Raw genomic sequence first — 22,722 nt, 5'->3', positions numbered from 1 at the left:
GAAATTGCGGTCCATCACGGCGAGTGGAATGCTGGTCCCAGGCCGCATTGGAAATGAATCGACCGACGAGCCCGTACTCTGGTTCTCGCGAAACCAACACTGGGAGCAAACCGCGGGCAAGGCATGCCATGAGGCCGGACAACCGGTGCGCCGCCTGACGATGCGAGAAACCTACGCGGAGGGCGAAGGGCTCGTGCGCTACGGATGTGACATCAAGCGCCTGTACGCCGGCGAGGTGTTGCGGCGAAAAGCGCGCATCACCCACGAGGACTGGGCGGCTCTATACGAGGCAGGGAAGTTGCAACAGGCGTATCCAGCCGCGTGGTGCGGCTCGGTTGACTCAATGCCGATTGATAACCTGGTGGTGCATGTGATGAGCGAACGGTTCACATGGGAACGCTTTGAGGCATGACGGCTCGAATGCCGTCAACCTGCGGCTCGGCATTGCAGCCTGCCTCTCAGGAAAGCGAGTACCGGTTCTGCGGACCGCTCACATAGCGCTTCCTCGCGATGTCGAGGAGCTTTTCGCGAAACTGGTCGAATGTGCCGAGTATCGAGCGCTCGTCGGAACCCGTGTCAGGTTGCAGGTTCCTCAGCATCGCATCGTCAACCTGGAAGGTAATTTCGCGCGAATTGTCATATCCCCAGAAACACACGCAATGCCTGGAGGCATCGTAACTGCGGCTGGGATTGGGGAATTCGAGCGCCACGATCAGGCTTTCGTTGATGGCACTGAATAACGCCATTTACTCGCTTTCGAATCGATAGAGGCAAAATCGGCGCGTCTTTGTTCTTCTCGCAATGCATCTGCGGTTTCGAGGACAAGGGCGTGGGTCTTGCGTTCGCGCGTATATGCGCTTTCGCCGCCGGTAATCGCCGTGGCTGGTTTTGACTTTAATTGCATGTTGGGTACCGGAGCAGGAGGTCACGAGATGCAGCCTACCATGCCCCACTGTATACCCTTCGGGCGGTGTCCCCGTCTTTTATTACCTGACACTGACCCGGTAGTTTCTGCGCCAGTTGTATCTGTCGGCCGGTTGTCACGTCGGGCAAAATAGCTGTCTCGACGTGCCCCTATCAATACCGGACGGTTGTGTACGATGCCCGACCGTCCGACTCACGCGATGGAAGTGACCCATGACCACGACAAGAACCATCCGCATGTTGACCCGCTACAAAGCATGGGCCAACGACCTCATCTTCTCCGCAGTGAGCGAACTGCCGTACGAAGAAGCGATCAAGCAACGGAACACCCGCTTCGGCAACATCGTGCACACGCTCAACCACGTCTACGTCATAGACGACGTGTTTCAGGCTCATCTTCAGGGACGCGAGCACGGTTATACGGCCCGCAATACACGCGAACACCCGCCGCTCGACGAACTGTGGCGCGCGGTCCGCACACTGGACCAGTGGTACATCGATTACGCCGACGGGTTGTCGGCTGAAGATCTCGATCGACCGATTCACTTCAACTTTATCGGTGGCGGCGAGGGCGTCATGACGCGCGACGAAATGATCCTGCATGTCGTGAATCACGGTACCTATCACCGTGGTTTCGTCAGCACGCTGATGTTCGAGGCAGGTGTTTCGCTGGCGTCTAACGATCTTCCCGTGTTTCTGCGCGACGTTCCGCAGATTTCGACGTAAGCGCGGGTGCCCTGGCTGCACCGCATTCTTCGGTGGATGGGCGTTCCGATTTCAATCGCCCGTTTAGATTGGCTGCGGCTATGATGACCGACAGGATCTGCACGCAAGATGCCGATGCGTGCAGGTTTCATTGCATGCCATTCGAAAGGATCGCAGGCGGGCCGGTCAGCTGCTTCATTGCCCCTTGCCGCTCCAGCCACTCAAGGAAATCGCGCCATGAATACCCCGAATTTTCGTGTCGAATATGATCTGCTGGGAGAGCGGCAGATACCGCAAGAGGCCTACTACGGCGTGCACACGTTGAGAGCCGTCGAAAACTTCCAGATATCGGGTGTGACGATCGCGGCGTACCCTGAGCTGGTGAACGCGCTTGCATCCGTCAAGCAGGCAGCCGCCGAGGCTAACGTGGAACTCGGCCTGCTCGATCCGGCGTTGCGCGACGGCATCGTTGCCGCATGCGTCGAAGTGCGCCAAGGCAAGCTGCACGACCAGTTCGTCGTCGACATGATTCAGGGCGGTGCTGGCACGTCGACGAACATGAACGCGAACGAAGTGATCTGCAACCGCGCGCTCGAAATCCTCGGCCACCATCGTGGCGATTACACGTACCTGCATCCGAACGAACACGTCAATCTCGCGCAAAGCACCAACGACGTCTACCCGACCGCGCTACGCATTGCTACCTGCTTCGCAATCGAACGTCTGCTCGGCGCGATGAAGATATTGCGCGACGCTTTCGCGGAAAAAGCCGAAGAATTCGCCGGGCTGCTGAAGCTCGGGCGCACGCAGTTGCAGGATGCGGTGCCGATGACGCTCGGCCAGGAGTTCTCAACCTATGTGGTGATGCTCGATGAGGACATGGCGCGGCTCGGTGAGACTTCCGCGCTGATCCGCGAAATCAATCTGGGCGCCACGGCGATCGGCACGGGCATTACCGCGCACCCCGAATACGCGGGCAAAGCGCTCATCGCGCTGAACCGGATTACCGGGCTCGAACTGTCCACGGCCCCGAACCTGATCGAAGCGACTCAGGATTGCGGCGCGTTCGTGCAGATTTCCGGCGTGCTGAAGCGGATCGCCGTGAAGCTATCCAAAACCTGCAACGACCTTCGTCTGCTATCGAGCGGTCCACGCGCCGGCTTTGGTGAAATCAACCTGCCGCCGATGCAGGCCGGTTCGTCGATCATGCCCGGCAAGGTGAATCCGGTCATCCCCGAAGTCGTCAACCAGATTGCGTTCGAGGTGTTCGGTAGCGACGTCGCGATCACGTTTGCGGCGGAAGCGGGCCAGTTGCAGCTCAATGCATTCGAGCCAATGATCGCGGTGAGCCTGTTCCGCAGTTTCAAGCATCTGACGAATGGCTGCACGACGCTCGCCGAGCGTTGCGTGAAAGGCATCACGGCGAACCCCGAGCGTCTGCGCGAAACCATCGAACGTTCGATCGCCCTCGCCACCGCGCTCAACCCGTACATCGGCTACAAGAACGCCACCTCGGTTGCTTCCGAGGCACACGCGAACGGCACCACGGTCCGCGAAGTCGTGCTGGCGAGAAAGCTGATGACCGAGAGCGAACTCGACGATGCCTTGCGTCCCGAGGAACTGGTGCGCCCGCGCGTCTATGCCGCGAAAGCGGTGGTGCCGAAGCTGAGCACCGCCGATGAACCGGCCGGCGCACCGGGCCTACCCGCCGACTGACAGTACGAGGCGGCGCTGGCACGGCTCTCAGACTGATGAACGCGCCATCCGGGAATAAAAACGACCCGTCGGCAGTCTTATAGGCATCGGTCCCGGAATTAAAGGTTACTGAAGGGTTCTTCAATGGCCGATCCAATCATCGCGCAACGCTTCGCGGCACTGGTCCTGCCGCATATGAATTCGGCCTTCAACGTCGCGCGTTGGCTGACGCATAACGACCAGGATGCCCAGGACGTGGTCCAGGAGGCGTACCTGCGCGCGTTTCGTTTTTTCGACGGATTTCGCGGCGACGACGCGCGCGCGTGGCTGTTGAGCATTGTGCGCAACACTTTCTACACCTGGCATCAGCAGAACCGGGGGCATGCGGCGCAGACGACCAGTTTCGAGGAAGACCTGCATAGCGTCGAGACATCCGCCGCCGAATCCGACAGTAGTCCGGAGGCGATGTTGATCCGCAGTCAAAGCCAGAAACGGGTGCACTACGCGCTGCGCGCCCTGCGGCTGGAATACCGGGAGGTGATCGTGCTGCGCGAGCTGGAAGAGCTGTCGTACAAGGAAATCGCGACCATCGTGGGGATTCCGATGGGCACGGTGATGTCTCGCCTTGGGCGCGGACGCCAGCAACTCGCGGCGCTGCTCGCCCCGACGGATCGGGAGGCATGATGGATCACGAACACGCATTCGAATTATTGCCGGCCTATATCGATCAGGAACTGAGCCTGTCCGAGGCGCTCGCGTTCGAGCGTCATCTTGCTGGCTGCGAAGAGTGCCAGCGCGTTTATGAGCAGCACCGCCAGGTAAGTGCGCAGCTCAAGCAGGCGGACTTGCGAGTGGATGCGCCGGCGGAACTGCTGAAGCGTATCGAAGCGGCATTGCCGTTGCCCCGGCCGCGCCCGCTCTGGCAGCGGCTGGGCGAGCGGGTGGGTGGATGGTTCGGCGGTGGCGGTAGCGGCGGCGTGCCGGGCTGGGCACCGGTCGGTGCGATGGTGTTGAGCGCGGTCGCGCTAACGTGGAGCGCGGGGCTCTACCTGTCGGTGCCGTCGAGCGAAACGCGTCTGACTCAGGAACTCGTCGATAGCCATATTCGCTCGCTGCAGTTCGATCACCTGTCCGACGTAATTTCAACCGACAAGCACACGGTCAAGCCGTGGTTCGACGGCAAGCTCGACTATGCGCCGCCGGTGGTCGATCTCGTGCAGCAAGGGTATCCGTTGATCGGCGGGCGGCTGGATTACCTCGATGGGCGCTCGGTCGCCGTGATGGTCTATCGCTACAAGCTGCATCCGATCAATCTTTACGTCTGGCCAGGCAAAGATGCGAGCGCCACGCCGCCGCGTATCGTCGAACGACAGGGCTATCACCTCGCACACTGGACGACCGCTGGCATGAACTACTGGGCGATCACCGATGCCGGCGAAGCCGAGTTGAATGGCTTCGTTACGGATCTGCTTGCACATCCTGCGTCCTGAACGCGGAATAAAACTCACGACGTGCCGGTCTACTTCATGAACCCGGTCGAGCGGCCCGCAGGATGATCCTGCGGCTCACTGCTCGCACTGTCATCGTGAGGTCGCTATGCCGTCACATCCTCCTGTCGATCCGTCGCGCCGCGGCGCTTTGAAATGCCTGGCCTTCGGTGGCATGGGCACGTTGTTCGTTCTCGCCGGCGGCGTGCTTGCGCCGATCGATCTTGCGCTTGCCGCGAGCGAGAAAAGCGCGTCAGCCGATTCAGGCGTGCCGCTGTTCCTGCAGATCAGCGACACCCATATCGGTTTTAACAAGGAAGCCAATCCCGACGTCGCGGGCACGCTTAAACAAACGATCGATCTCGTCAACGCGATGCCCGTCAAACCCGCGCTGACGATCCACACCGGCGACATCACGCATCTGTCGAAGGCCGCCGAATTCGATCTCGCTGCCCAACTGCTGTCGGGCCTGAATATCACCGAGCTGCATACGGTGCCGGGCGAACACGACGTGACCGATGGGCCCGGTACCGAGTACTTCAAGCGCTTCGGCCAGGCATCGGACAACAAGGGCTATTACAGCTTTGATCATCAAGGCGTGCACTTCATCGCGCTCGTCAACGTGATGCATTTCAAGCCGAATGGCTTAGGCGGGCTTGGCGACGATCAACTTGCGTGGCTGGAAAGCGATCTGAAGGGGCGCTCGTCGAGCACACCGATCGTCGTCTTCGCACACATGCCGATGTGGACGATCTATGAGCCATGGGGTTGGGGAACAGGCGATGCGGGTCAGGCGATGGGCTATCTGAAGCGGTTCGGTTCAGTGACCGTTCTCAACGGTCATATTCACCAGATCGTGTCGAAAGTGGAAGGCAATATCACGTTCCATACCGCGCGTTCTACGGCTTATCCGCAACCGGCAGCGGGCGAAGGGCCCGGACCGATGCCGTTGACGGTGCCGGGCGATCGCCTGCCGCACATGCTCGGTGTGACCCGCATCAGCGTCGCACAACATCCGCTTGCGGCGACGCTTACCGATACGACACTCGTCTGAACGAGTCGATACGTTTATTTAGCCAGGACTTGCATCATGCCAATGATACTTTCTCGCCGCGCCGTTATCGCCGCGCTCGGCGCCGTGCTGTTTAGCGCTGCTTCCATGGGCGCTTCCATTTCCATCGCACGAGCCGCAGAACCCAGTGCGGTCGTCATCAAGAATTTCATGTTTATGCCGATGTCGTTGACCGTCAAGGCGGGTTCGACCGTCACGTGGAAAAACCTCGATGGCGAACCGCACACGGTTGTGAACGACAGCGGCTTGTTCCGCTCCGGTGCGCTCGATCAGAACGACACCTATCAATTCAAGTTCGACAAGCCGGGTACCTACAAGATATTTTGCGGCATCCATCCGAACATGAAGGCAACGATTACGGTGGAATAGGGCGTGCCTTGCGAGGTGCGCCGCCCTTCTGCCTAAGCCAGTTTCGCCGCGATCGCCTGACCGACATCCGTGGTACTCGCGTTGCCGCCGAGGTCACCGGTATGCGGTCCTTCGATCAGCGTTGCCTCGATAGCCGCCAGAATCGCATCGTGCGCCTCGCGCTCCTTGCCCGCGTGATTGCCGAGAAAGTCGAGCATCATCGCCGCGGACCAGATCATCGCAATCGGATTAGCGATGTTCTTGCCCGCGATATCGGGCGCCGATCCGTGCACCGGCTCGAACAGCGAAGGAAACTTCCTGTCCGGATTCATGTTGGCTGACGGCGCGAGCCCGATCGTGCCGGTACAGGCTGGCCCGAGATCCGACAGGATGTCGCCGAACAGATTGGTCGCCACGACGACGTCGAAGCGATCGGGGTTCAGCACGAAACGCGCGCAGAGAATATCGATGTGCTGCTTGTCCCACGTCACGTCGGGATACTGCGCGGCGATGCCCGCTGCACACTTGTCCCACCACGGCATGCTGATGGCGATGCCGTTGCTCTTCGTTGCAACGGTGATCTTCTTGCGTTCACGCCGTTGAGCGAGATCGAATGCGAACTTCAACACGCGCTCGCTGCCGTGCCGCGTGAAGATGGATTCCTGCAGCACGAATTCGCGCTCGGTGCCTTCGAACATCACACCGCCCACCGACGAATATTCGCCTTCGGTGTTCTCGCGCACGATCCAGAAGTCGATGTCGCCCGCCTTGCGGCCCGCGAGCGGCGAAGGGACACCAGCGAAAAGACGGGCAGGCCGCAGGTTGATGTACTGGTCGAATTCGCGACGGAACTTGAGCAGCGAGCCCCACAGCGAGATGTGGTCCGGCACCGTGTCGGGCCAGCCGACTGCGCCGAACAGGATCGCATCGGCGGATTGCAGTTGGGCCTTCCAGTCGTGCGGCATCATCTGGCCGTGCTTCGCGTAATACGCGCAGCTCGCCCACTCGATGTGCCGGTATTCGAAATCGATGCCGAAACGCTTGCCTACCGCATCCAGTGTCCTGAGTGCTTCGGGCATCACCTCGACACCGATGCCGTCGCCGGGGATCACCGCAATCTGGTACTTGTTCGCCATGTCCTGTTCCTCCGCGAGTCTTCGTGGGTCTGACAGCGGCTAGTCTATTCCTTCTCTTTGATCTTAAAATGGCGGCTTCAGTTAAGTCACTGTGCACGAATCGTGTACAAAGAGGCGAGCCATGAATGCCGTCCCGTCACCCGATCTCGGCGATTTGCGCGTGTTTTGTGAAGTGGCGCGCAAGTCGAGTTTTAGCGCGGCAGCCGAAGCGTTATCGGTGTCGGCCGCATACGTCAGCAAGCGAATCAACGTGCTCGAGGCGACGCTCGGCACACGGCTGCTACATCGTTCCACGCGGAGGGTTGCGATTACCGAAGCCGGCGAACGTGTCTACGCATGGGCGGAAAAGATACTCGACGACGTCGAGCATCTCGTCGAGGACGTCTCCACCACGCGCCGCATTCCGGCCGGCAAGTTGCGCATCTCCAGCAGTTTCGGTTTCGGCAGGCGGTTCATTGCGCCCGCGCTGGCGCGTTTCTCGGAGCAGTTTCCGCAGCTCAACGTGCGGCTCGATCTGTTCGACCGGCTCGTTGACGTAGGCGGTGAAGGCTTCGACCTCGATATCCGCATCGGCGACGACATCGCGTCGCATCTGATCGCGAAGCGGCTCGCGTCGAATCATCGGGTTTTGTGCGCGTCGCCCGATTATCTGGCGCAGCACGGTGCGCCGAAACAGCTCGCCGATCTGTCGTCGCATGCGTGTCTCGCGATCAAGGAGCGCGACCATCCGTTTGGTTTGTGGCGTTTGACGGTGCGCGGCGAAGTGATATCGGTCAAGGTCACTGGGCCGCTGTCGACCAATCACGGCGAGGTGGCCGTGCAATGGGCACTGGCGGGACGCGGCATCGTGCTGCGCTCGATGTGGGATGTGCGGCCGCTGCTCGAGAGCGGCCAGTTGCAGCAGGTGCTGCCCGACGTCACGCAACCGGCGAACCTGTGGGCCGTGTATCCGGCGCGGCTCGCGCAGTCGGCGAAGGTACGGGTGTGCGTCGATTTTCTGAGCGAGGAATTTGCGCAGCCGGGCACCGCCGCCGTCTGAATTAGGGCGCCGCGACTGCCGGCCGATATCGGCCAGGATTCGCACCCGACACGCGTTTCATCAAACGTCGCAGCGCCGTCGAATCGCGGTAGCCCACCGCTTCGGCGACCTGTTCGACCGTCATGCGACTGGTCTCCAGCAGAACCCGCGCCCGACGCATCCGCACGCTTTGCACCAGCGCGAGCGTGCTCTTTCCCGTTGCCCGGCGAACGTGCCGCGACAGCGTACGCTCCGACATGCAGAACTCCTGCGCCAACGCCGTCACAGCGGTTGGATGCGGCAGCGCACATTCGACGCGCGCTGCCAGCCGCGCCACCAGATCGTTTCCGTTAGCCATGACTTCCGGCACGATGAACGGCGCCTGAGCCTGGCGTCCATCGATTAGCAGCATGCGCGACACGATATCCGCGAGCGCATTGCCGCAGCGCTCGCGGATCAGATGCAGCATCAGGTCGGTCTGCGCGAATGCGGCGCCGGCCGTGACGACCGGGCCGTCCGCACACACCATCCGGTCGGCATCGACCGCGCAGTCCGGTCCCATTCTTTTCAACAACGGCGCGAGCCACCACGACGTGGTCGCCCGCCGACCCTGCAGCAAGCCCGCTGCGTTCAACAGAAACACCGCCGAACACGAAGCGGCGACATGTCCGCCGGCCTTCGCATGCCGCGCGAGCGCCTTGATTGCGCGCACCGCATCTTCGTATTCGAGTCGCTGCGTGAGCGACGCCGCTGGACTGACGCCGAGACCCGGCACGACCCATATCGACCGGTCTTCTCTTGAGCGCACCGGCAATCGGGATGTCTCCACCGTCAAGCCAGTCTGCAGTTGAACCGACCCACCATCGACCGAACACAAGCGCCATCGCGGTGCCACGACACCCGCTTGCGCCGCCAGCCCCGTGGCCGCACTGAGGACGTCGAGCGTGATCGTGACGCTGCTGGGATAGGCATCTTCCAGGACGAGAACCGTAAAATCAAACATGTCGGATTAAGCCCTAAAAAAGTTGAATCAGACACTGTGATTTTGACGCTAAAAACACTTCAATACAAGCTTTCTGTTCACTTGCGTATCGATATGCCAAACATTTTTGTGAAGATTCCGCGGGGTTCGTTTGCTGGCTCGAGTCGCGCGGCGCTTGCTGCGGGGATTAGCGACGCAGCGGCATCGGCGGAACAGATTCCGGCCGATCCGGCGAAGCGGTTTCTGTGCTGGGTGTTGATCGAAGAAGTCGAAGCCGGCAACTGGAGTTGCGGAGGAATCGATGTGACGGCGCAGTTTCTGCCGTGCGTGGCGCTGGTCTATGTGCCTGCGGGTGTGCTCGATGACGCTGCACGTAGCCGTTATGTCGAGCTTGTGCATACCGCGTTCAGGCAGTCGCTGCCGGCGGATGAGACGCGCCGCCTGGAAACCTCGGTTGTCTTGCACGACGTGGCCGACGGTGCATGGGGCGCAAGCGGTGTGGTGTGGACGTTTGCCGATTTCGCGCGCGCCGCGGGTTACGCGCATTTGCAGCACACGATGCGCGACGCGTAGCTGTTACACATTCCCGTCGAAATCGGATAGTGCCGGGACAGGCCGTCCGCCTAAGCTTCCTGCGAGATTTCCTTTATCGAAAAGAAGGTGGTGCGAGATCGCTGCATTCAAGCGATCCGCACGATTTCTACGCATGGGAGTGGTGATGAATCAAGGTGGCGTCTGGCGAATGGCGGCGACGTTGGTCGCGCTGGGAGCGTCTGCGGCAAGCGTTGCCGCGCCGCCCCTGAAGACCGAAACGCTCAGCATCGAACCGGTTCCGAAGCCCGGGCCGCATTGGCTCTATCTGGTCGACGCCGCCAACAGCCACATGATCGATGCCCGGCTCGTGATCTACGACGCCGATCACAAGAAGATCGTCGCGCAGGTCGGCGCGGGCTCCTGGCCAGGTCTTGCTGCATCGCCGGATCGTCGCTACAGCTATGTCGCGACGAGCTATCTGTCGCGCGGCACACGCGGCGATCGCACCGATGTGCTCGAGATTACCGACAACAACAGCTTCGAAAAAATCGCCGAAGTCGTGCTTCCGCCGAAGCACGTTCAGGTCGTTACTGCGAGCTTCGATACGTCGGTGAGTCGCGACGGCAAGTTTGCTTACGTATCCAACATCACGCCGGCGACGTCGATCACGGTGGTGGATCTACAGCATCGGAAAGTCGCCGGCGAGATCGATACGGCGGGCTGCGTGTTGTCCTATCCGTCGGGCAATCGTCGTGTCACCGCGCTGTGCGAAAGCGGCCGCGCGTTGACCTTTACGCTTAACGATGCCGGTAAGGAAATCTCGCGCCAGCAAAGCGACGCATTCATCGACGTCGACAAAGACCCGCTGTATGTCAATGCACAACGCCTCGGCGACAGGTACGTGTTCCTGTCGCATCACGGCATGATCCGCACGGCGGATTTCTCGAAGGGTGCGGGGCAGTTCGGGCCACCGTGGAGCTTGTTAAGCGAACCGGAGCGCGCCGCGGGCTGGCGGCCTGGCGGCAATCAACCGTTCGCGCTGCAGGAGAAGACCGGGCGTATCTACGTGGCAATGCATCAAGGCGTCGACGGTTCGCACAAGGACCCCGGCACGGAGATCTGGGTCTACGACCTCGCACGGCGTACGCGCATCGCGCGCTGGAACCTCGCCGCGCTGAAGGTCGAACCGATCACGTCGATCCAGGTATCGCAGGACGACAAGCCCGTCGTGTACGGCACCGGTGGAGCCGACCTGATCGTGCTCGATGCGGCGAGCGGCAAGCTTTTGCAGAACGAAAAGCAGCTCGGCGAAAGCTTCGACGTGATGGCCGCTTACTAGCCGCTACACGCCATCGTGCCGTTCGAATCTGAACGGCACGCAAGTCTGTCACCGGAGAACTCATGTTTGCTCTCGATCCCGTGTTGCGCCACATCAGCGTGGCGGCCGGCGCAATCGTTTTCTTTCTGTCGGCACTAACGAAGTTTCGCAGCCTCACGGCCTTCACCGCGGCATTCGGCGCCTACCGGCTCGTGCCTGCGCGGTTGATGCCTTATGCGGCGCCTGTCGTCCCGGTTCTGGAAGCCGTGTTTGCACTGGGCTTGCTGTATGTGCCGATGCGCCCGTTTGCCGCGCTCGGTCTGGAATGCCTGCTCGGTGTTTTTGCAATCGCGTTGCTGGTCAACCTGCTGCGCGGCAACGATGCAATCGACTGCGGTTGCGGTGGCTTTGTCGAAACGCCATCCGAAGCGGCATCGAGCGGTATCGGTTACTGGCACGTCGGTCGCGTGGCCGCGCTGGCCGTGTTGCTGTGGCCAGCGCTGCAGCCGGTAACGGCGCGCCAGGTATTCGTGCTCGACTACGCGACGGTGTTTTTCGCCGTGCTGTTTATCGTCGGTGCGTACTACGTCGTCGACCTGCTGCTCGCGAATGCACCGAAGCTCAAGAATCTCAGGACGTGACCATGTTGAGCGTCGTACTGGTTTTTAGCCTCGTGCTGTGGATGGCGATTGCTGCACTGTTCCTCGTGAACCACCTCACCGTGTTCTTTTCCGTATTGCTTGTTTTGAGCGTCTGCTTTGTCGTCGATCTGTGGCTATCGAACGTATCGAAACCCAAAAAACCTCGGACATGATCATGTTGAACGCACTGCTGATTTCGAATCTGGTGTTGTGGGTCGCGACTGCGGCTCTGGTTGCGCTGTGTCTCGCGCTCGCGCGGCAAATCGGCGTGCTGTACGAACGTCTGATGCCGGTCGGCGCGCTCGTGATCGACAAGGGGCCGGCCGTCGGCAGCCTCGCGCCGATGTTCGAACTGTTCGATCTGCGGGAGCGTCCGGTGAAGATCGGCGGTCTCGACGAAGCGGGGCGCGGCACGCTGCTGTTCTTCCTGTCGCCGACCTGCCCGATCTGCAAGAAGTTGCTGCCGCTTCTGCCGTCGATCATCGCGAACGAACGTCAGCCGTATCGCGTCGTGCTCGCAAGCGATGGTGAGCGCAGCGAACACAGCGCGTTCTATCGGCGTGCCGGTCTCGAATCGGCGGTTAATCCGGTGCCCTATGTGTTGTCGCAGGAGCTCGGACAGACGTATCAGATCGGCAAGCTGCCGTACGCGGTGCTGCTCGACGAATTCGGCACTGTGCGCGCGAAGGGACTGGTGAATACGCGCGAACACCTCGAAAGCCTGTTCGAAGCGAGGGAGCAAGGTGTCGCATCGATTCAGGAATATTCCGGCAAGCAGCGGCAGTCCGCCGCGCAAGCCTGGTGATCACAACGCGAGGAGCCGCGATGAAATGGTTTGATGCAATGTTCGTTCAATCGGCGCGCAACGTCGCGCAGCGCAGCTCACGCCGTGGCGCATTGGCGCGTCTCGGGCGTGCGGTTGCGGGGGCTGCGGCTTTGCCGCTGTTGCCGTACGACCGTGTCGCCAATGCACAGACGCCGGCCGCTGCTTCTGGTGCATCGGGTGCTTCAGGTGCGTTAGCCGCCGGCGTCAACGATCCGAAGAGCTGCGACTACTGGAAATACTGCGCTGTCGACGGCTGGTTATGCAGTTGCTGCGGCGGCACGTCGACCAGTTGTCCGCCCGGCAGCACGCCATCGCCGATCACGTGGATCGGCACCTGTCGCAATCCCAACGATGGTCGCGACTACATGGTCTCGTACAACGACTGCTGCGGCACGACCAGTTGCGGACACTGCCTGTGCAGTCGCAACGAAGGCGAGAAGCCGCTCTACAAGCTGTCGCTCGACAACGATATCAACTGGTGCATGGCGAACCCGGTGTCGACGTACGTGTGTTCCGTGTCCTACATCCTTGGAGTGGCACAGAAATGAAGGGGTGGAACACGACGCTCACCGCGCTGGTCGTCGCCTGCGCAGCCGGGCCCATGCAGGCGCTTCACGCGCAGCAGATGAACGATCTCGGCAAGACGATCTTCGCTGCGCGCTGTGCGGTCTGCCATCAGGCAGACGGCCGCGGCGTGGACGGCCTGGCGCCGCCGCTGACCGACTATCCCGCGCGTTACATCACGGTCGCACCGGGCCGCAAGCAACTGATCCAGACCCTGCTCAACGGCATGTACGGCGATGTCGCTGTCGGTGCGAAGCACTACAACTTTCGCATGCCGTCGTTTGCGAGCTTGAGCGATGCGGACATTGCGAACGTGCTGAACTACGTCGCGTTCGATCTTGCCGCGAAGAAGGGCAGCAAGGCACTGCCGCTGCGTCCTGAGGACGTGCATGCATTGCATGCGGAAGCGCTCGACGGCGAGCAGGTGCGGCAGCGGCGCAACGCGTTGTTGCCTACGCTGGGGATGTAGCGATGTGGATGGTCAGCCGTGTGATTCGCACGATACGGCGATGCGGTCTCCCGTTCCTGCTACCGCTCGCGTGCGGTGCGGCGAGTACGCATGCGCAGACGCAGACGATTGACAACGCGCGCGCACTGCAGAACTACACGCTGAACTGCATGGGCTGTCACTCGCCGACCGGTGCGGGAGTCGCGGGCAAGATCCCGCCGCTGCGCCACTCGCTGGGCCACTTCATGCATCTGCCGCAGGGGCGCGAATTCGCCGTGCGCGTGCCGGGCGCATCGAACTCGGCGCTCAACGATAGCGAGCTGGCCGAAGTCGTGAACTGGTTGTTGATGAGCTACAACCGCGAAGAGTTGCCGGCGGACTTTCATCCGTACACCGCCGAAGAAGTTGCCCGTCTGCGTCGCCCGGCGCTTGCTGAAGTTGCACAGCGGCGTGCGTATCTGGTCGAATTGCTGCATCAGCAGGGCATCGCGGCGATGAAGCCGTCTTACTGAAACGGTCCTGCTTCGCGTCTGGAGGGTAGTCCACTTCCGCTTGCGAAGCCGCGCACGATACCGGCATCGTGCGTGCCGCTCGAGTGAAGGCGTCGCCAGGTTTGTGACGGCTGCTCGCCGAACATCGCGTGATAGTCGTGTGCGAAGCGGCCGAAATGCAGGAACCCCCAACGCACCGCGGCGTCGGTCACCGACTGCGCGTTCTGCAGTTCATGACGCACGCGGTTCAGGCGGACTGCGCGCAGGTAGTCGACGGGTTTGACGTCGAGTGCATTCTGGAACGCGTGGTAGACCGTGCGTGTCGCGACGCCGAGTTGCGCGCTAAGTTCGGCAACCGACAGCGGGCACGTATCGCTCGATTCGATCAGATCGCGTGCGGCAGCGACCAGCGACCAGTCGCGTGCGGCATGGCTCTGCGGCGGCCTGCATTCGCTGATCTCGTCTTCGAGCAACGCCGCGAGATCCAGCACGACCGATTGCTCGTGTTGCGCGCACAACGCGCTGTCCGACAGCAGATGCGGTGCCGACGAAGCGATCTCAAACAGCGCCATGAGCCGTGCGCGGAACCGGTGCAGCAGACTGTGATCGACGGTCATGATGCCAGGAGACGCAGGCAACAACGCCGCAATACGCTGCAGTCCCGCACACGCGAGCGGTGACCCCAACGATTCGATACGCTGCGCGTCCAGTTCGATATTGCAATCGAGGTAGCAGTCCGGCGACACCAGTTCGAACTCGCGATCGCCGGAAAAGATGTGCAGGCCGTCGGTATGGCTGGTCTGTCCGCACATGCGCGCGTGGCCGCCCAGCTGAAACGGCACGCCGACGGCGATCGTGTCGGCGACGTAGCCGCGCTGGAACACGACGCGGTTCATCTTCTCGACGAGAATGCACACGCCACCGATCTCGATGACGGTCACCGAGCCATCGAAGGTGCCGCGGGAAATCTGGCAGTACGACTGATGCCAGTTACTCAGCAACCCAGCCTGCTCTTCGATGTCGCGGCTGCGGTGCAATTCGACGGTGGATGGGGCAGCGATTGACATCAATGCGGTACCTGAGGAAGCGCAGCAGAACGCGTCAACAGATGCTTGACGAAACGATGAAACAGCTCCGACTGACTGGAGATGCCCAACTTGAAATGAATGTGCTTGCGATGGTTCTTTACCGTCCCTTCGGCGATCTGCAGCGTGCGCGCAATCGACAGGCTCGAATGACCGCGCAGGATCAGACTCACGATCTCCTGCTCGCGCAGCGTGAGGATATCGGTGGCGAAATCGGCGAAGGCGGCATGCAGGTAACCTGCCACGTCGCCTTGCTGTGGCGCGGCCGATGTGGCCGTTGCACTCGCAGCGGGCGGCGCAATCATCAGATAGTGACGGCACAGCAGCGCATTGAGCAGCGGCTGGGCCGCGTCAAGACAATGAATGTCTTCATCGGTGAAGCGCGTCCGGCCATTGCTGCGCATCAACGAGTAAGCCACGTAGGTATCGGGCGCAGGACTACCGATAAAGACGATCTCTTCAGCGAGCGAGCCCGAGGTCATCGAAATGCACGGATGCACATACGGTGAGTGGTAATAGTCGCTGTCGAAGAATTCGTCCGGCGCCAGTTCCGCCATGCGGTACAGGCCGGCTGCCACGCGATCCATACACGCGGAGTAAACCGGATCGAGCAGATAGGTGCCGTTCAGATAGTTACGCATCGCATCGAGTTCGGACACGCCGTTCAGGTTGTCGTGCAGCAATGCCGGCGAATGCGAACGCACGTAGAGCAGCACACAACTCAGATCGAACTCGACCAGTAACTGCAGCGTGTCGTCGAGCTGGCGCATGAACGCATCCTGTCCGATCAGCTCGACCAGCGTCGGCGCGGCGTTCTGCCAGGCGGCAATATCGCGGCCATCGCCAGCACGGCGCGGCCGCGATGCGGGGGAAACGCTCATGAAAATGGCCTCGGAACGATACGATGGGTGCGACTGCACACCGAATCCAGCCATCGTATGTTGTGCCGGGGCCATGCGTCAAACCGCCGAAAAGCAGTTGTCGACGAACAGATGCGTGCCGCTGACGAAGCTCGCATCGTCGGAGGCGAGGAACAGCGCGGCGCGCGCGACTTCTTCCGGTTCGCACAGCCGGCCCTGCTGTTCGGCGATCGCCGCTTCCGATGCCGCCACGCCCATCGCCTGCAGGTCGCGCAATTCGCGAATGCCGTGCGGCGTGCGGATAAAGCCAGGCGCTACCGCATTGCAGCGAATGCCACGGTCGCGATACTCGACGGCGATCGCGCGCGCGAACATATGACACGCGCCCTTGGTCGTGTCGTACAGCACTTCGCCCGGTGTGCCGTACAGCGCGGAAATCGACGACGTGCAAACGATGCTGCCTTTGCCTTTGCGCAGCATCTGCGGCAACACCGCACGTGTCATCAGGTACATGCTCTTTACATTGACCGCCATCAACCAGTCCCACTCGGTTTCTTCGACATCGAGAAACGGTTTGACGATCAGCGTGCCCGCGTGATTGAAGAGGATGTCCGCATCGCCGAGCAGGCGGTGGGTCGCGGCGATGGCTTCCTCGACGTCTTTTGCGCGCGACACATCCGCGGCCAATGAAATGGCGCTACCACCTCCGCTGTTGATGCGCGCCGCAAGCACCTGGCCCGCGGCCGGATCGCGATCGATGATGGCGACCTGCGCGCCTTCCGCGGCGAACAGCGATGCCGCCGCGGCACCGCAGCCGCCCGCGCCGCCGCTGATGATGGCGACCTTGCCGGCCAGCCGGCCTGTCGACTGTGCATTCATGACATTACCCTTTCCAGTTGAGAGTCATACGGTGAGATCAATCGGGCATGCCGCGCCGGCCGCCGCTGACGGCGAAGGCTTCTTCGGGCGACAGCACGAGGTGATGGCGGCGATACAGGCCGAAGTAGCTCAGGCCGAGCAGATACCAGACGGCGGCGCCCAGTGCGGCCCACTTGTAGACCGGATCGACGAACTGGAACAGCAGCGTCGCGCCGGCAATCAGGATCGTCACGACCGCACCGAAGATGCCGAACGGGCTCTTGAACGGACGCTTCAAGCCCGCGTGAAGGCTTCTGAGCCGGATGTAAGAGAGGCTCTGGAAGATGTACGAGATCATCCCGGCGAACACGATCATGCTGACGAGGACACCGCCCATCAGCGCGTTGTCGCGTCGGCCGAAGGTGAACCAGAACGCCATCAGTACGCCTAGTGCCAGCAGCGAGCCGGCGCATAGCGCACGATTCGGCGTCTTCTTGACCGGATGCGTGACGGAGAGCGCAGTCGGCAGATAGCCGGCACGCGACAACGAATAGATGTTGCGACCCGCGGCGAAGCTGCCTGCGAGGAACGACGCAGCGAGACCCAGCACGGCGACGCCCGCGAGAATCTTGCTCGCCGTATGGCCGAACAGCGAACGGAAACCATCGAGTAGCGGCTCCCCCGACGTACTAAGCGCGAACGCACCATTCGGAATGGACGCACTGAAGAACACGATCGACAGCGCGAGCACCGCGAGGATCAGAATGCCGAACATCAATGCCATCGGCATGTGCTTCGTGGGGTTGTGCGCTTCTTCGGCGGTGAGCGGCAGTTGCTCGATGGCGAGGAACATGTAGACCGCGAACGGCAGCGCCAGCATGATGCCGGTCGCGCCGAACGGTAACCACGGGCCGTGACCTGCCGGCAGTTCGACCGGTTTGCCCGCGCTATCTGCGCCGAGGTTCAGCGCGAGATGCGCGAAGTCGACATGTGGAATGGCCGCGAGACAGAAGAAGGCCAGCACGGCGACCGCTGCGATCGTCACGATCACGACGACCCGCATCGACATGCCAAGGCCGCGCATCGACAGCAGCAGCATCACCGCGTAGCCGGCGATCCACCAGAGCGGTTGCGCATCGGCGGGCGTGCCGAAGATGGCGCCGAGATACGCGCCCATGAAGAACATGTTGCCGGCCGGCGCGAGCACGAACTCGATGTTTTCCGCGAGACCGGTGGTAAAGCCGCCCCACGGACCCATCGTCGTCCGCGCAAACGAATAGGCGCCGCCGGTATGCGGTAGCGCGGCCGCCATTTCGCCGATCGACGAACAGAGAAAGACGTACATCACGGCGATGATCAACGTCGCCGCCAGCATGCCGCCGAAGCCCTGCGACAGCCCGAGATTCCAGCCCGAGTACTGCCCTGCGATCACCGCTCCAACGCCGAGCACCAGCAGCGTAAAGAAGCCCGCGTGGCGTTGCAGTTGGCGTTGTTCGAAATATTTGTCGCTAACGTCCTGGTAGCTGACACCTGTCGCGCTGCCTGGTGGCAGATCGGTGCTTAAAGCGCTTCTTTCCGTCACGATTTGTCTCCTTTGTATGAGGCCGTCGGTCGCCTGGGGCGCACGAAGCCGGACTCATCATGAGACGGTGGCGGAAGATTTTGAATGTCCCGAAGGGGATATGCGGGCTTGAGCCGGCCGTGGACGGCCGGGCTCATGCCTTCGTGTTTATGTTTCGATGGTCTCCGGCGCTGGTCGAGAGGGCGTTGTTCCGCGATGTTCGGTGGTTCGTTTCCTTTCGGGTGCAAGCGCTGGTGCTTCTGGTTTGAGCAACCGGCTGATTCCTTCGCGCCGGCTCGCGAGGACCACGATCGGAACCATGATCAGCATGGTCGCAGCCTGCCAGAGATAAAGCTGGCGATAGAGATGATGCCCGGCGCTCAGCGCGACGATGCCGTAAATAGCGAGACCCGCGAGGCCATTGAGCACGTTGAAACTCGCACTCACGCGGCCTTGATAGAGCGGATCGGCGGCGCGCTGTGCCGCGCTCAGCGCGATCACGCTGCTCTGAAAACTGACGCCAAGGCCGACGTAGGTGATGAATGCGACGATCAGGCCGCTGCATTGCGCGAACACCAGCAGGCTGAGTGCCGCGACGAGGAACGCCAGCGTCAGGACGTTGCGCCGACCGAAACGGTTTGCCAGCCGCACCACGAAAAACCCGCTGACGATCGCCCCCAGCGCGTACCCCGCATCGATCTTGCCGAACGCTGCGGCGTCAAGATGCAGTTCCTCGCGCACGAACGGCGCGAGCATCGCGTTGATACCGAAGATCACGGTCAGGTTGGCGAGGATCAGCCCGTAGAAGAACGCGATCGCGGGACGTTGTGCAATGTGGCGCAGACCGTCGCGCAGATCGCTCAAATGCCGGCGTATGCCGCGCTCGGGCGCGTCGGTGCGATGCGCCACGGTGCTGTGCATCCGGCGCGCGACGATGAAACCGGCAAGCGCCGACAGCAGATAGCTCGTACTCGCCACGCCGACCGTAGCGGCCGCGCCGATGGTCGCGAGCACCACACCCGATGCCGCCGCGCCGAGTATCTGCCCGGTCTGCCCGGTGACGACGGTTAGCGCATTGAGGCGGAACATCTGCTCGGAGGAAGCGTGGCGTGTGAGCGCAGCTCGCCACGCCAGCACCTGGATTTCATTGCCGAGAGCGATCAGAAAGCTGACCAGGTACGCGATGGGCGCCGTCGCGTAACCGGCGGCATAGAGCAGACCGTAGCTCATCAGCACGAGCCAGCGAAAAACTTCTGCCCGCCACGCGAGCTGCGCGGGCTCGCTGCGATCGACGGCGAGACCGATGAGCGGCGACAGCAGCAGGCTCGGGAGAATCGTCATGACGAGCGTGATCGCCGCGCTCGACGGACGCCCGGTGATCTCGATGATCAGCCACGTGTTGATGAGGAAGAAAAAGCCTGTGCCGATCTTGGCGCTGGCGATTGCCGCTCCATAGAGGCGTACGGTCTGAGGTGTCACGCGGCCCGTCCTGAGAAAACTGGATTCGGCGACGTTAAGCGCTCTGGAACAATAAGAAAATTGGATAATTCTTATCTGATGAATCTGAAAATCTGAACTGTGGGGTGGGTCGGCCGCGGGTGGGTCATTACCTGGGAGGTAGTTGTGTGGATTCACGCGACCGCTATGATCGAATCATTCCCCGAACGCCTTGCGAACGAACACTCCATGAATTCCGTCACCACCGATACCCGCTCTCCCGCCAGTGACCTCGGCGCGTTGATGCGTCACTGGCGGGACGTGCGCGGCACGAGCCAGTTCGATCTTTCGCTCGATGCGGGTGTGTCGCAGCGACATATCAGCTTCATCGAAGGCGGGCGCAGTGTGCCGAGTCGCCAGACCTTGATGGATCTTGCCCAGGCGCTCGACATTCCGCTGCGCGAACGCAATACGCTGCTGCTGGCAGCCGGTTATGCACCGATCTATCCCGAAGGTGCGTGGAATGCGCAGGAAATGCAGGGCGTAACGAGCGCGCTTGCGCGGATGCTGCGCCAGCACGAGCCGTTTCCTGCGGTGGTGATGGACCGCTACTGGAATGTGCTGATGACCAACGACTCGACGCTGCGTTTCTTCAACTGCTTCATCGATATGTCGGCGCGCAGGAGCCCGCGTAACCTGCTGCATCTGATGTTCGATCCGCAAGGCATGCGTCCGTTTATCGCCGACTGGGAAGCGGTGGCGAAGAGTTTGATTCAGCGGGTTTATCGTGAGTCGGTTGGACGGGTGATCGATGAGAAAACGCGCGAGTTGCTCGATGCGTTGCTCGACTATCCCGATGTACAGGCCGAGTGGAAATCGCCTAAGGCGTTGAGTGCGCTGCCGGTGTCGCCAACGCTGCCGGTTATTCCGCTTGGCTTCGTCAAGGATGGGCAGGTGCTGAATTATTTCTCGATGGTCGCGACGGTGGGGACGCCGCAGACGGTGGCTGCGCAGGAGCTGCGGATTGAATGTATGTTTCCGGCGGATGAGGTGAGTGAGGTGCGGCATGTTGCGTTGATGGAGGAGGCGGCGACGTGAGGTAGTTGGCGTGCGATGGTCGCCTTTCTACCCCGTGACGATTGTCTTCCGATCTCCCGCGGACTATCGACTCAGCGCAGCCTGCGCCCGTTGCAACCACTCGCTGTTATGTTCGCGCGCGTGGCGTGGCCAGTGCTTCGCATCGTGCACAATCTCAGCGTAAAGCTCGTGCGCTCGCTGGCGGTCGGCATCGTTGGGCTGTGCTGTTAGCCAGTCGGCGAACAGGCAACGCGGTGCGGCGTCGCTTGCATTGGCGAGCGCCGTTTCGAACGCGGCGCGTGTGCCTGGTGCGCCAATGGTTGCTAGGGCCCGTGCATACAGCAAGGCAGGCTCGGATTGCTGACGGGCAGGGGGATGGACCGCGAACAGCTTTTCCAGTGTCTCCTGCGTGGCTGCAGCATTACCATTGGCAAACTGCGCGCGTGCGAGCCCCTCGAGTAACGCAGGATCGGATGAGAACGGCCCATTCACCGCCTGTTGGTAATGCTCCAGCGCTTCGGCGGCATTGCCTGCATCGAGCAGTGCGGCACCGAGTCGCATGCGATGTGCGACGGTCGGTGTGCGATCGAAATCCGTGCGCGCCTCGCGTACTGCCCGGTTAGGATCGACAAGCTGCGAGATGGCCCGCGTTGCCGCCCTTGCACCGCGCGACTGGCGCAGCGACGGCAAGTAAATAACGAAGAAGTAAACCAGACTGCCGAGGCCCGGGAAAAGAAACAGGATCAGCAGCCAGTACATGTTCTGCTGGGTACGCATGGCATGCACCGCAAAGAACACGGCGATGATGATGTAAAGGCTGATTCCGAAAATGCGCATTTGCGAAAACGTCAGTTGTGGTGCGTTGCCAGCGGCACGGCTTTGAAACGGCAGAGGGCTATTGTGACAGAAGCTTACCGCCGTGCGCGGTCGCTCAGCGGGGACCTGGCGCCTAAACTCAACTGACAGTCACGCGGTGAAAATGTTCACATCCTCTACCGGCCCGTAGATCGCATGCGGCTGCTGCTTCACTACGGCCCAATACCGGTCGCCATACGACCAGTGCCACCACTCGAATGGGTAGTTGACGAACCCCGCACTTTCTAACGCTGCAAACAGCGTCGAACGGTGTGCGCGTGCAATTGGGTGGAGGCCAACGAAGTGCGAGAAACATGCGCCGTTCGATGCGGTTTCGTCCTCGTCGTAGGCGCAGCCAAGGTCGAGCTCCACTCCATCGTGATCGCTTAAGGTGATGTCGATAGCGCCACCACCTGGATGCCCTGCGACCCAAGGCGGAGCAACAAACTGTGCAGTTCGCGCAATCGCCTCGTGCTCGGTTAGACCGGGGTGCTCCGCCAAAGTCTTCTTTAATCGTCGTTCAAAATAGAATTTCTGCAGCGAGGCCGGACGCAGGGATTCCTTTATCAGCAGGCGATATTCTGCCGGTAGGTTCGTGGCAGCATCGACTAGTCGGCGCGCGACTGTCTTACGCACGGCAAATACAGGCGTATAACCCAGGGTGGCGATGTTCGAAGCTGAATCGTCAATTGACAGTTGGGGATGCAAGCCGACAAGGGGAACGAGCTGCTCCCCACACTCCACTGTGGGCATGGTGGCGATCTGTGGGTCGGAAAGACTGAGCAAGTTCATCGTTGCGG

The 22,722-nt window shown here is 61.4% G+C and carries 28 protein-coding genes; 17 read left to right on the top strand and 11 right to left on the bottom strand.

The annotated features are described in order from the left end of the window. Nucleotides 1-28 precede the first annotated feature (28 nt). A complete protein-coding gene (locus BWP39_RS15625; RefSeq protein WP_133116881.1) occupies nt 29-412 on the top strand; it encodes a hypothetical protein in 384 nt (127 codons plus the stop codon). Between the two features lie 46 nt (nt 413-458). Here BWP39_RS15625 and BWP39_RS15620 read toward each other — a convergent pair whose 3' ends face one another. Next, nucleotides 459-710 (bottom strand): DUF1488 family protein, encoded by a 252-nt coding sequence (locus BWP39_RS15620; RefSeq protein WP_207556835.1) that lies wholly within the window; start codon nt 708-710, stop codon nt 459-461. 2 nt (nt 711-712) lie between these two features. Then, nucleotides 713-904, bottom strand: coding sequence for a hypothetical protein (locus BWP39_RS15615; protein ID WP_096721601.1), 192 nt, complete (start codon nt 902-904; stop codon nt 713-715). A gap of 233 nt (nt 905-1,137) precedes the next feature. On the opposite strand from BWP39_RS15615, the gene BWP39_RS15610 reads away from it, so the two are divergent. The 6 genes from BWP39_RS15610 (at nt 1,138) to BWP39_RS15585 (ending at nt 6,252) form a co-directional block, all read left to right on the top strand. Further along, nucleotides 1,138-1,650 carry a DinB family protein gene (locus tag BWP39_RS15610; RefSeq protein ID WP_096721599.1) on the top strand — a complete coding sequence of 171 codons (513 nt, stop codon included), beginning with the start codon at nt 1,138-1,140 and terminating at the stop codon, nt 1,648-1,650. 216 nt (nt 1,651-1,866) lie between these two features. After that, nucleotides 1,867-3,345, top strand: coding sequence for an aspartate ammonia-lyase (gene aspA / locus BWP39_RS15605; RefSeq protein WP_096721597.1), 1,479 nt, complete (start codon nt 1,867-1,869; stop codon nt 3,343-3,345). A gap of 123 nt (nt 3,346-3,468) precedes the next feature. Next, complete coding sequence (locus tag BWP39_RS15600; protein WP_096721595.1) at nt 3,469-4,008, top strand: sigma-70 family RNA polymerase sigma factor; 540 nt, start codon at nt 3,469-3,471, stop codon at nt 4,006-4,008. After that, nucleotides 4,005-4,814, top strand: a complete 810-nt coding sequence (locus BWP39_RS15595; RefSeq protein WP_207556834.1) for an anti-sigma factor family protein — start codon at nt 4,005-4,007, stop codon at nt 4,812-4,814. Before BWP39_RS15600 ends, BWP39_RS15595 begins: the two co-directional genes overlap by 4 nt. A 106-nt stretch (nt 4,815-4,920) precedes the next feature. Next, on the top strand, nt 4,921-5,865 hold the full coding sequence (locus BWP39_RS15590) for a metallophosphoesterase family protein (protein ID WP_096721591.1): 945 nt from the start codon (nt 4,921-4,923) through the stop codon (nt 5,863-5,865). A gap of 36 nt (nt 5,866-5,901) precedes the next feature. Continuing rightward, nucleotides 5,902-6,252: a cupredoxin domain-containing protein gene (locus BWP39_RS15585; RefSeq protein ID WP_096721589.1), complete on the top strand. Its 351-nt coding sequence runs from the start codon at nt 5,902-5,904 to the stop codon at nt 6,250-6,252. Between the two features lie 32 nt (nt 6,253-6,284). Here BWP39_RS15585 and BWP39_RS15580 read toward each other — a convergent pair whose 3' ends face one another. Continuing rightward, nucleotides 6,285-7,367, bottom strand: a complete 1,083-nt coding sequence (locus tag BWP39_RS15580) for a tartrate dehydrogenase (RefSeq protein WP_096721587.1) — start codon at nt 7,365-7,367, stop codon at nt 6,285-6,287. A 121-nt stretch (nt 7,368-7,488) separates the two neighbouring features. On the opposite strand from BWP39_RS15580, the gene BWP39_RS15575 reads away from it, so the two are divergent. After that, a complete protein-coding gene (locus BWP39_RS15575) occupies nt 7,489-8,406 on the top strand; it encodes a LysR substrate-binding domain-containing protein (RefSeq protein ID WP_096721585.1) in 918 nt (305 codons plus the stop codon). A gap of 1 nt (nt 8,407) precedes the next feature. Here the strand turns inward: BWP39_RS15575 and BWP39_RS15570 are convergent, their stop codons facing one another. Next, a complete protein-coding gene (locus BWP39_RS15570; RefSeq protein ID WP_096721583.1) occupies nt 8,408-9,388 on the bottom strand; it encodes a GlxA family transcriptional regulator in 981 nt (326 codons plus the stop codon). A gap of 93 nt (nt 9,389-9,481) precedes the next feature. Between BWP39_RS15570 and BWP39_RS15565 the strand changes: the two genes are divergently transcribed. The 8 genes from BWP39_RS15565 to BWP39_RS15535 all read left to right on the top strand — a co-directional run bounded on the left by BWP39_RS15565 (nt 9,482) and on the right by BWP39_RS15535 (nt 14,210). Then, complete coding sequence (locus BWP39_RS15565; protein ID WP_096721581.1) at nt 9,482-9,940, top strand: tautomerase family protein; 459 nt, start codon at nt 9,482-9,484, stop codon at nt 9,938-9,940. 145 nt (nt 9,941-10,085) lie between these two features. Further along, nucleotides 10,086-11,240 carry an amine dehydrogenase large subunit gene (locus tag BWP39_RS15560; RefSeq protein WP_207556833.1) on the top strand — a complete coding sequence of 385 codons (1,155 nt, stop codon included), beginning with the start codon at nt 10,086-10,088 and terminating at the stop codon, nt 11,238-11,240. Nucleotides 11,241-11,302: 62 nt separating this feature from the next. Beyond that, nucleotides 11,303-11,860, top strand: coding sequence for a MauE/DoxX family redox-associated membrane protein (locus tag BWP39_RS15555; protein ID WP_096721579.1), 558 nt, complete (start codon nt 11,303-11,305; stop codon nt 11,858-11,860). Nucleotides 11,861-11,862: 2 nt separating this feature from the next. Next, the gene (locus BWP39_RS31740) at nt 11,863-12,033 is read left to right on the top strand and encodes a hypothetical protein (protein WP_157915148.1); all 171 of its coding nucleotides are present in this window, start codon (nt 11,863-11,865) and stop codon (nt 12,031-12,033) included. Beyond that, a complete protein-coding gene (gene mauD / locus BWP39_RS15550) occupies nt 12,033-12,665 on the top strand; it encodes a methylamine dehydrogenase accessory protein MauD (protein ID WP_096722631.1) in 633 nt (210 codons plus the stop codon). The genes BWP39_RS31740 and mauD overlap by 1 nt, the downstream gene beginning before the upstream one ends. Before the next feature lie 20 nt (nt 12,666-12,685). Continuing rightward, entirely contained in the window at nt 12,686-13,234 is a 549-nt protein-coding gene (locus BWP39_RS15545) for a methylamine dehydrogenase light chain (RefSeq protein ID WP_096721577.1), read from the top strand. Continuing rightward, entirely contained in the window at nt 13,231-13,719 is a 489-nt protein-coding gene (locus BWP39_RS15540; protein WP_096721575.1) for a c-type cytochrome, read from the top strand. Before BWP39_RS15545 ends, BWP39_RS15540 begins: the two co-directional genes overlap by 4 nt. Nucleotides 13,720-13,721: 2 nt before the next feature. Further along, on the top strand, nt 13,722-14,210 hold the full coding sequence (locus BWP39_RS15535; RefSeq protein WP_207556832.1) for a c-type cytochrome: 489 nt from the start codon (nt 13,722-13,724) through the stop codon (nt 14,208-14,210). On the opposite strand, the gene BWP39_RS15530 is transcribed toward BWP39_RS15535, so the two are convergent. The 5 genes from BWP39_RS15530 to BWP39_RS15510 all read right to left on the bottom strand — a co-directional run bounded on the left by BWP39_RS15530 (nt 14,204) and on the right by BWP39_RS15510 (nt 20,032). Further along, nucleotides 14,204-15,256 carry a helix-turn-helix domain-containing protein gene (locus BWP39_RS15530; protein WP_096721573.1) on the bottom strand — a complete coding sequence of 351 codons (1,053 nt, stop codon included), beginning with the start codon at nt 15,254-15,256 and terminating at the stop codon, nt 14,204-14,206. The two genes, BWP39_RS15535 and BWP39_RS15530, sit on opposite strands and share 7 nt — an antisense overlap. Then, nucleotides 15,256-16,155, bottom strand: a complete 900-nt coding sequence (locus tag BWP39_RS15525) for a response regulator transcription factor (protein WP_096722627.1) — start codon at nt 16,153-16,155, stop codon at nt 15,256-15,258. Before BWP39_RS15525 ends, BWP39_RS15530 begins: the two co-directional genes overlap by 1 nt. Before the next feature lie 78 nt (nt 16,156-16,233). Beyond that, entirely contained in the window at nt 16,234-17,013 is a 780-nt protein-coding gene (locus BWP39_RS15520) for an SDR family NAD(P)-dependent oxidoreductase (protein ID WP_096721571.1), read from the bottom strand. A 37-nt stretch (nt 17,014-17,050) separates the two neighbouring features. After that, the gene (locus tag BWP39_RS15515) at nt 17,051-18,574 is read right to left on the bottom strand and encodes an amino acid permease (protein ID WP_235851427.1); all 1,524 of its coding nucleotides are present in this window, start codon (nt 18,572-18,574) and stop codon (nt 17,051-17,053) included. A gap of 147 nt (nt 18,575-18,721) precedes the next feature. Next, nucleotides 18,722-20,032, bottom strand: a complete 1,311-nt coding sequence (locus tag BWP39_RS15510; protein WP_157915147.1) for an MFS transporter — start codon at nt 20,030-20,032, stop codon at nt 18,722-18,724. 207 nt (nt 20,033-20,239) lie between these two features. Here BWP39_RS15510 and BWP39_RS15505 point away from each other — a divergent pair, with 207 nt between their 5' ends. Continuing rightward, nucleotides 20,240-21,088, top strand: a complete 849-nt coding sequence (locus tag BWP39_RS15505; RefSeq protein WP_096722623.1) for a helix-turn-helix domain-containing protein — start codon at nt 20,240-20,242, stop codon at nt 21,086-21,088. Between the two features lie 63 nt (nt 21,089-21,151). On the opposite strand, the gene BWP39_RS15500 is transcribed toward BWP39_RS15505, so the two are convergent. Beyond that, nucleotides 21,152-21,904 (bottom strand): hypothetical protein, encoded by a 753-nt coding sequence (locus BWP39_RS15500; RefSeq protein WP_096721567.1) that lies wholly within the window; start codon nt 21,902-21,904, stop codon nt 21,152-21,154. 129 nt (nt 21,905-22,033) lie between these two features. Then, on the bottom strand, nt 22,034-22,714 hold the full coding sequence (locus tag BWP39_RS15495) for a M15 family metallopeptidase (RefSeq protein ID WP_096721564.1): 681 nt from the start codon (nt 22,712-22,714) through the stop codon (nt 22,034-22,036). Between the last annotated feature and the right edge of the window lie 8 nt (nt 22,715-22,722).

The sequence above is a fragment of the Paraburkholderia acidicola genome (assembly GCF_002362315.1).
GTDB classification, from domain to species: Bacteria; Pseudomonadota; Gammaproteobacteria; order Burkholderiales; family Burkholderiaceae; genus Paraburkholderia; species Paraburkholderia acidicola.
The sequence above is the reverse complement of the archived record's forward strand: the minus strand, read 5'-3'. Positions and strand labels throughout refer to the sequence as shown.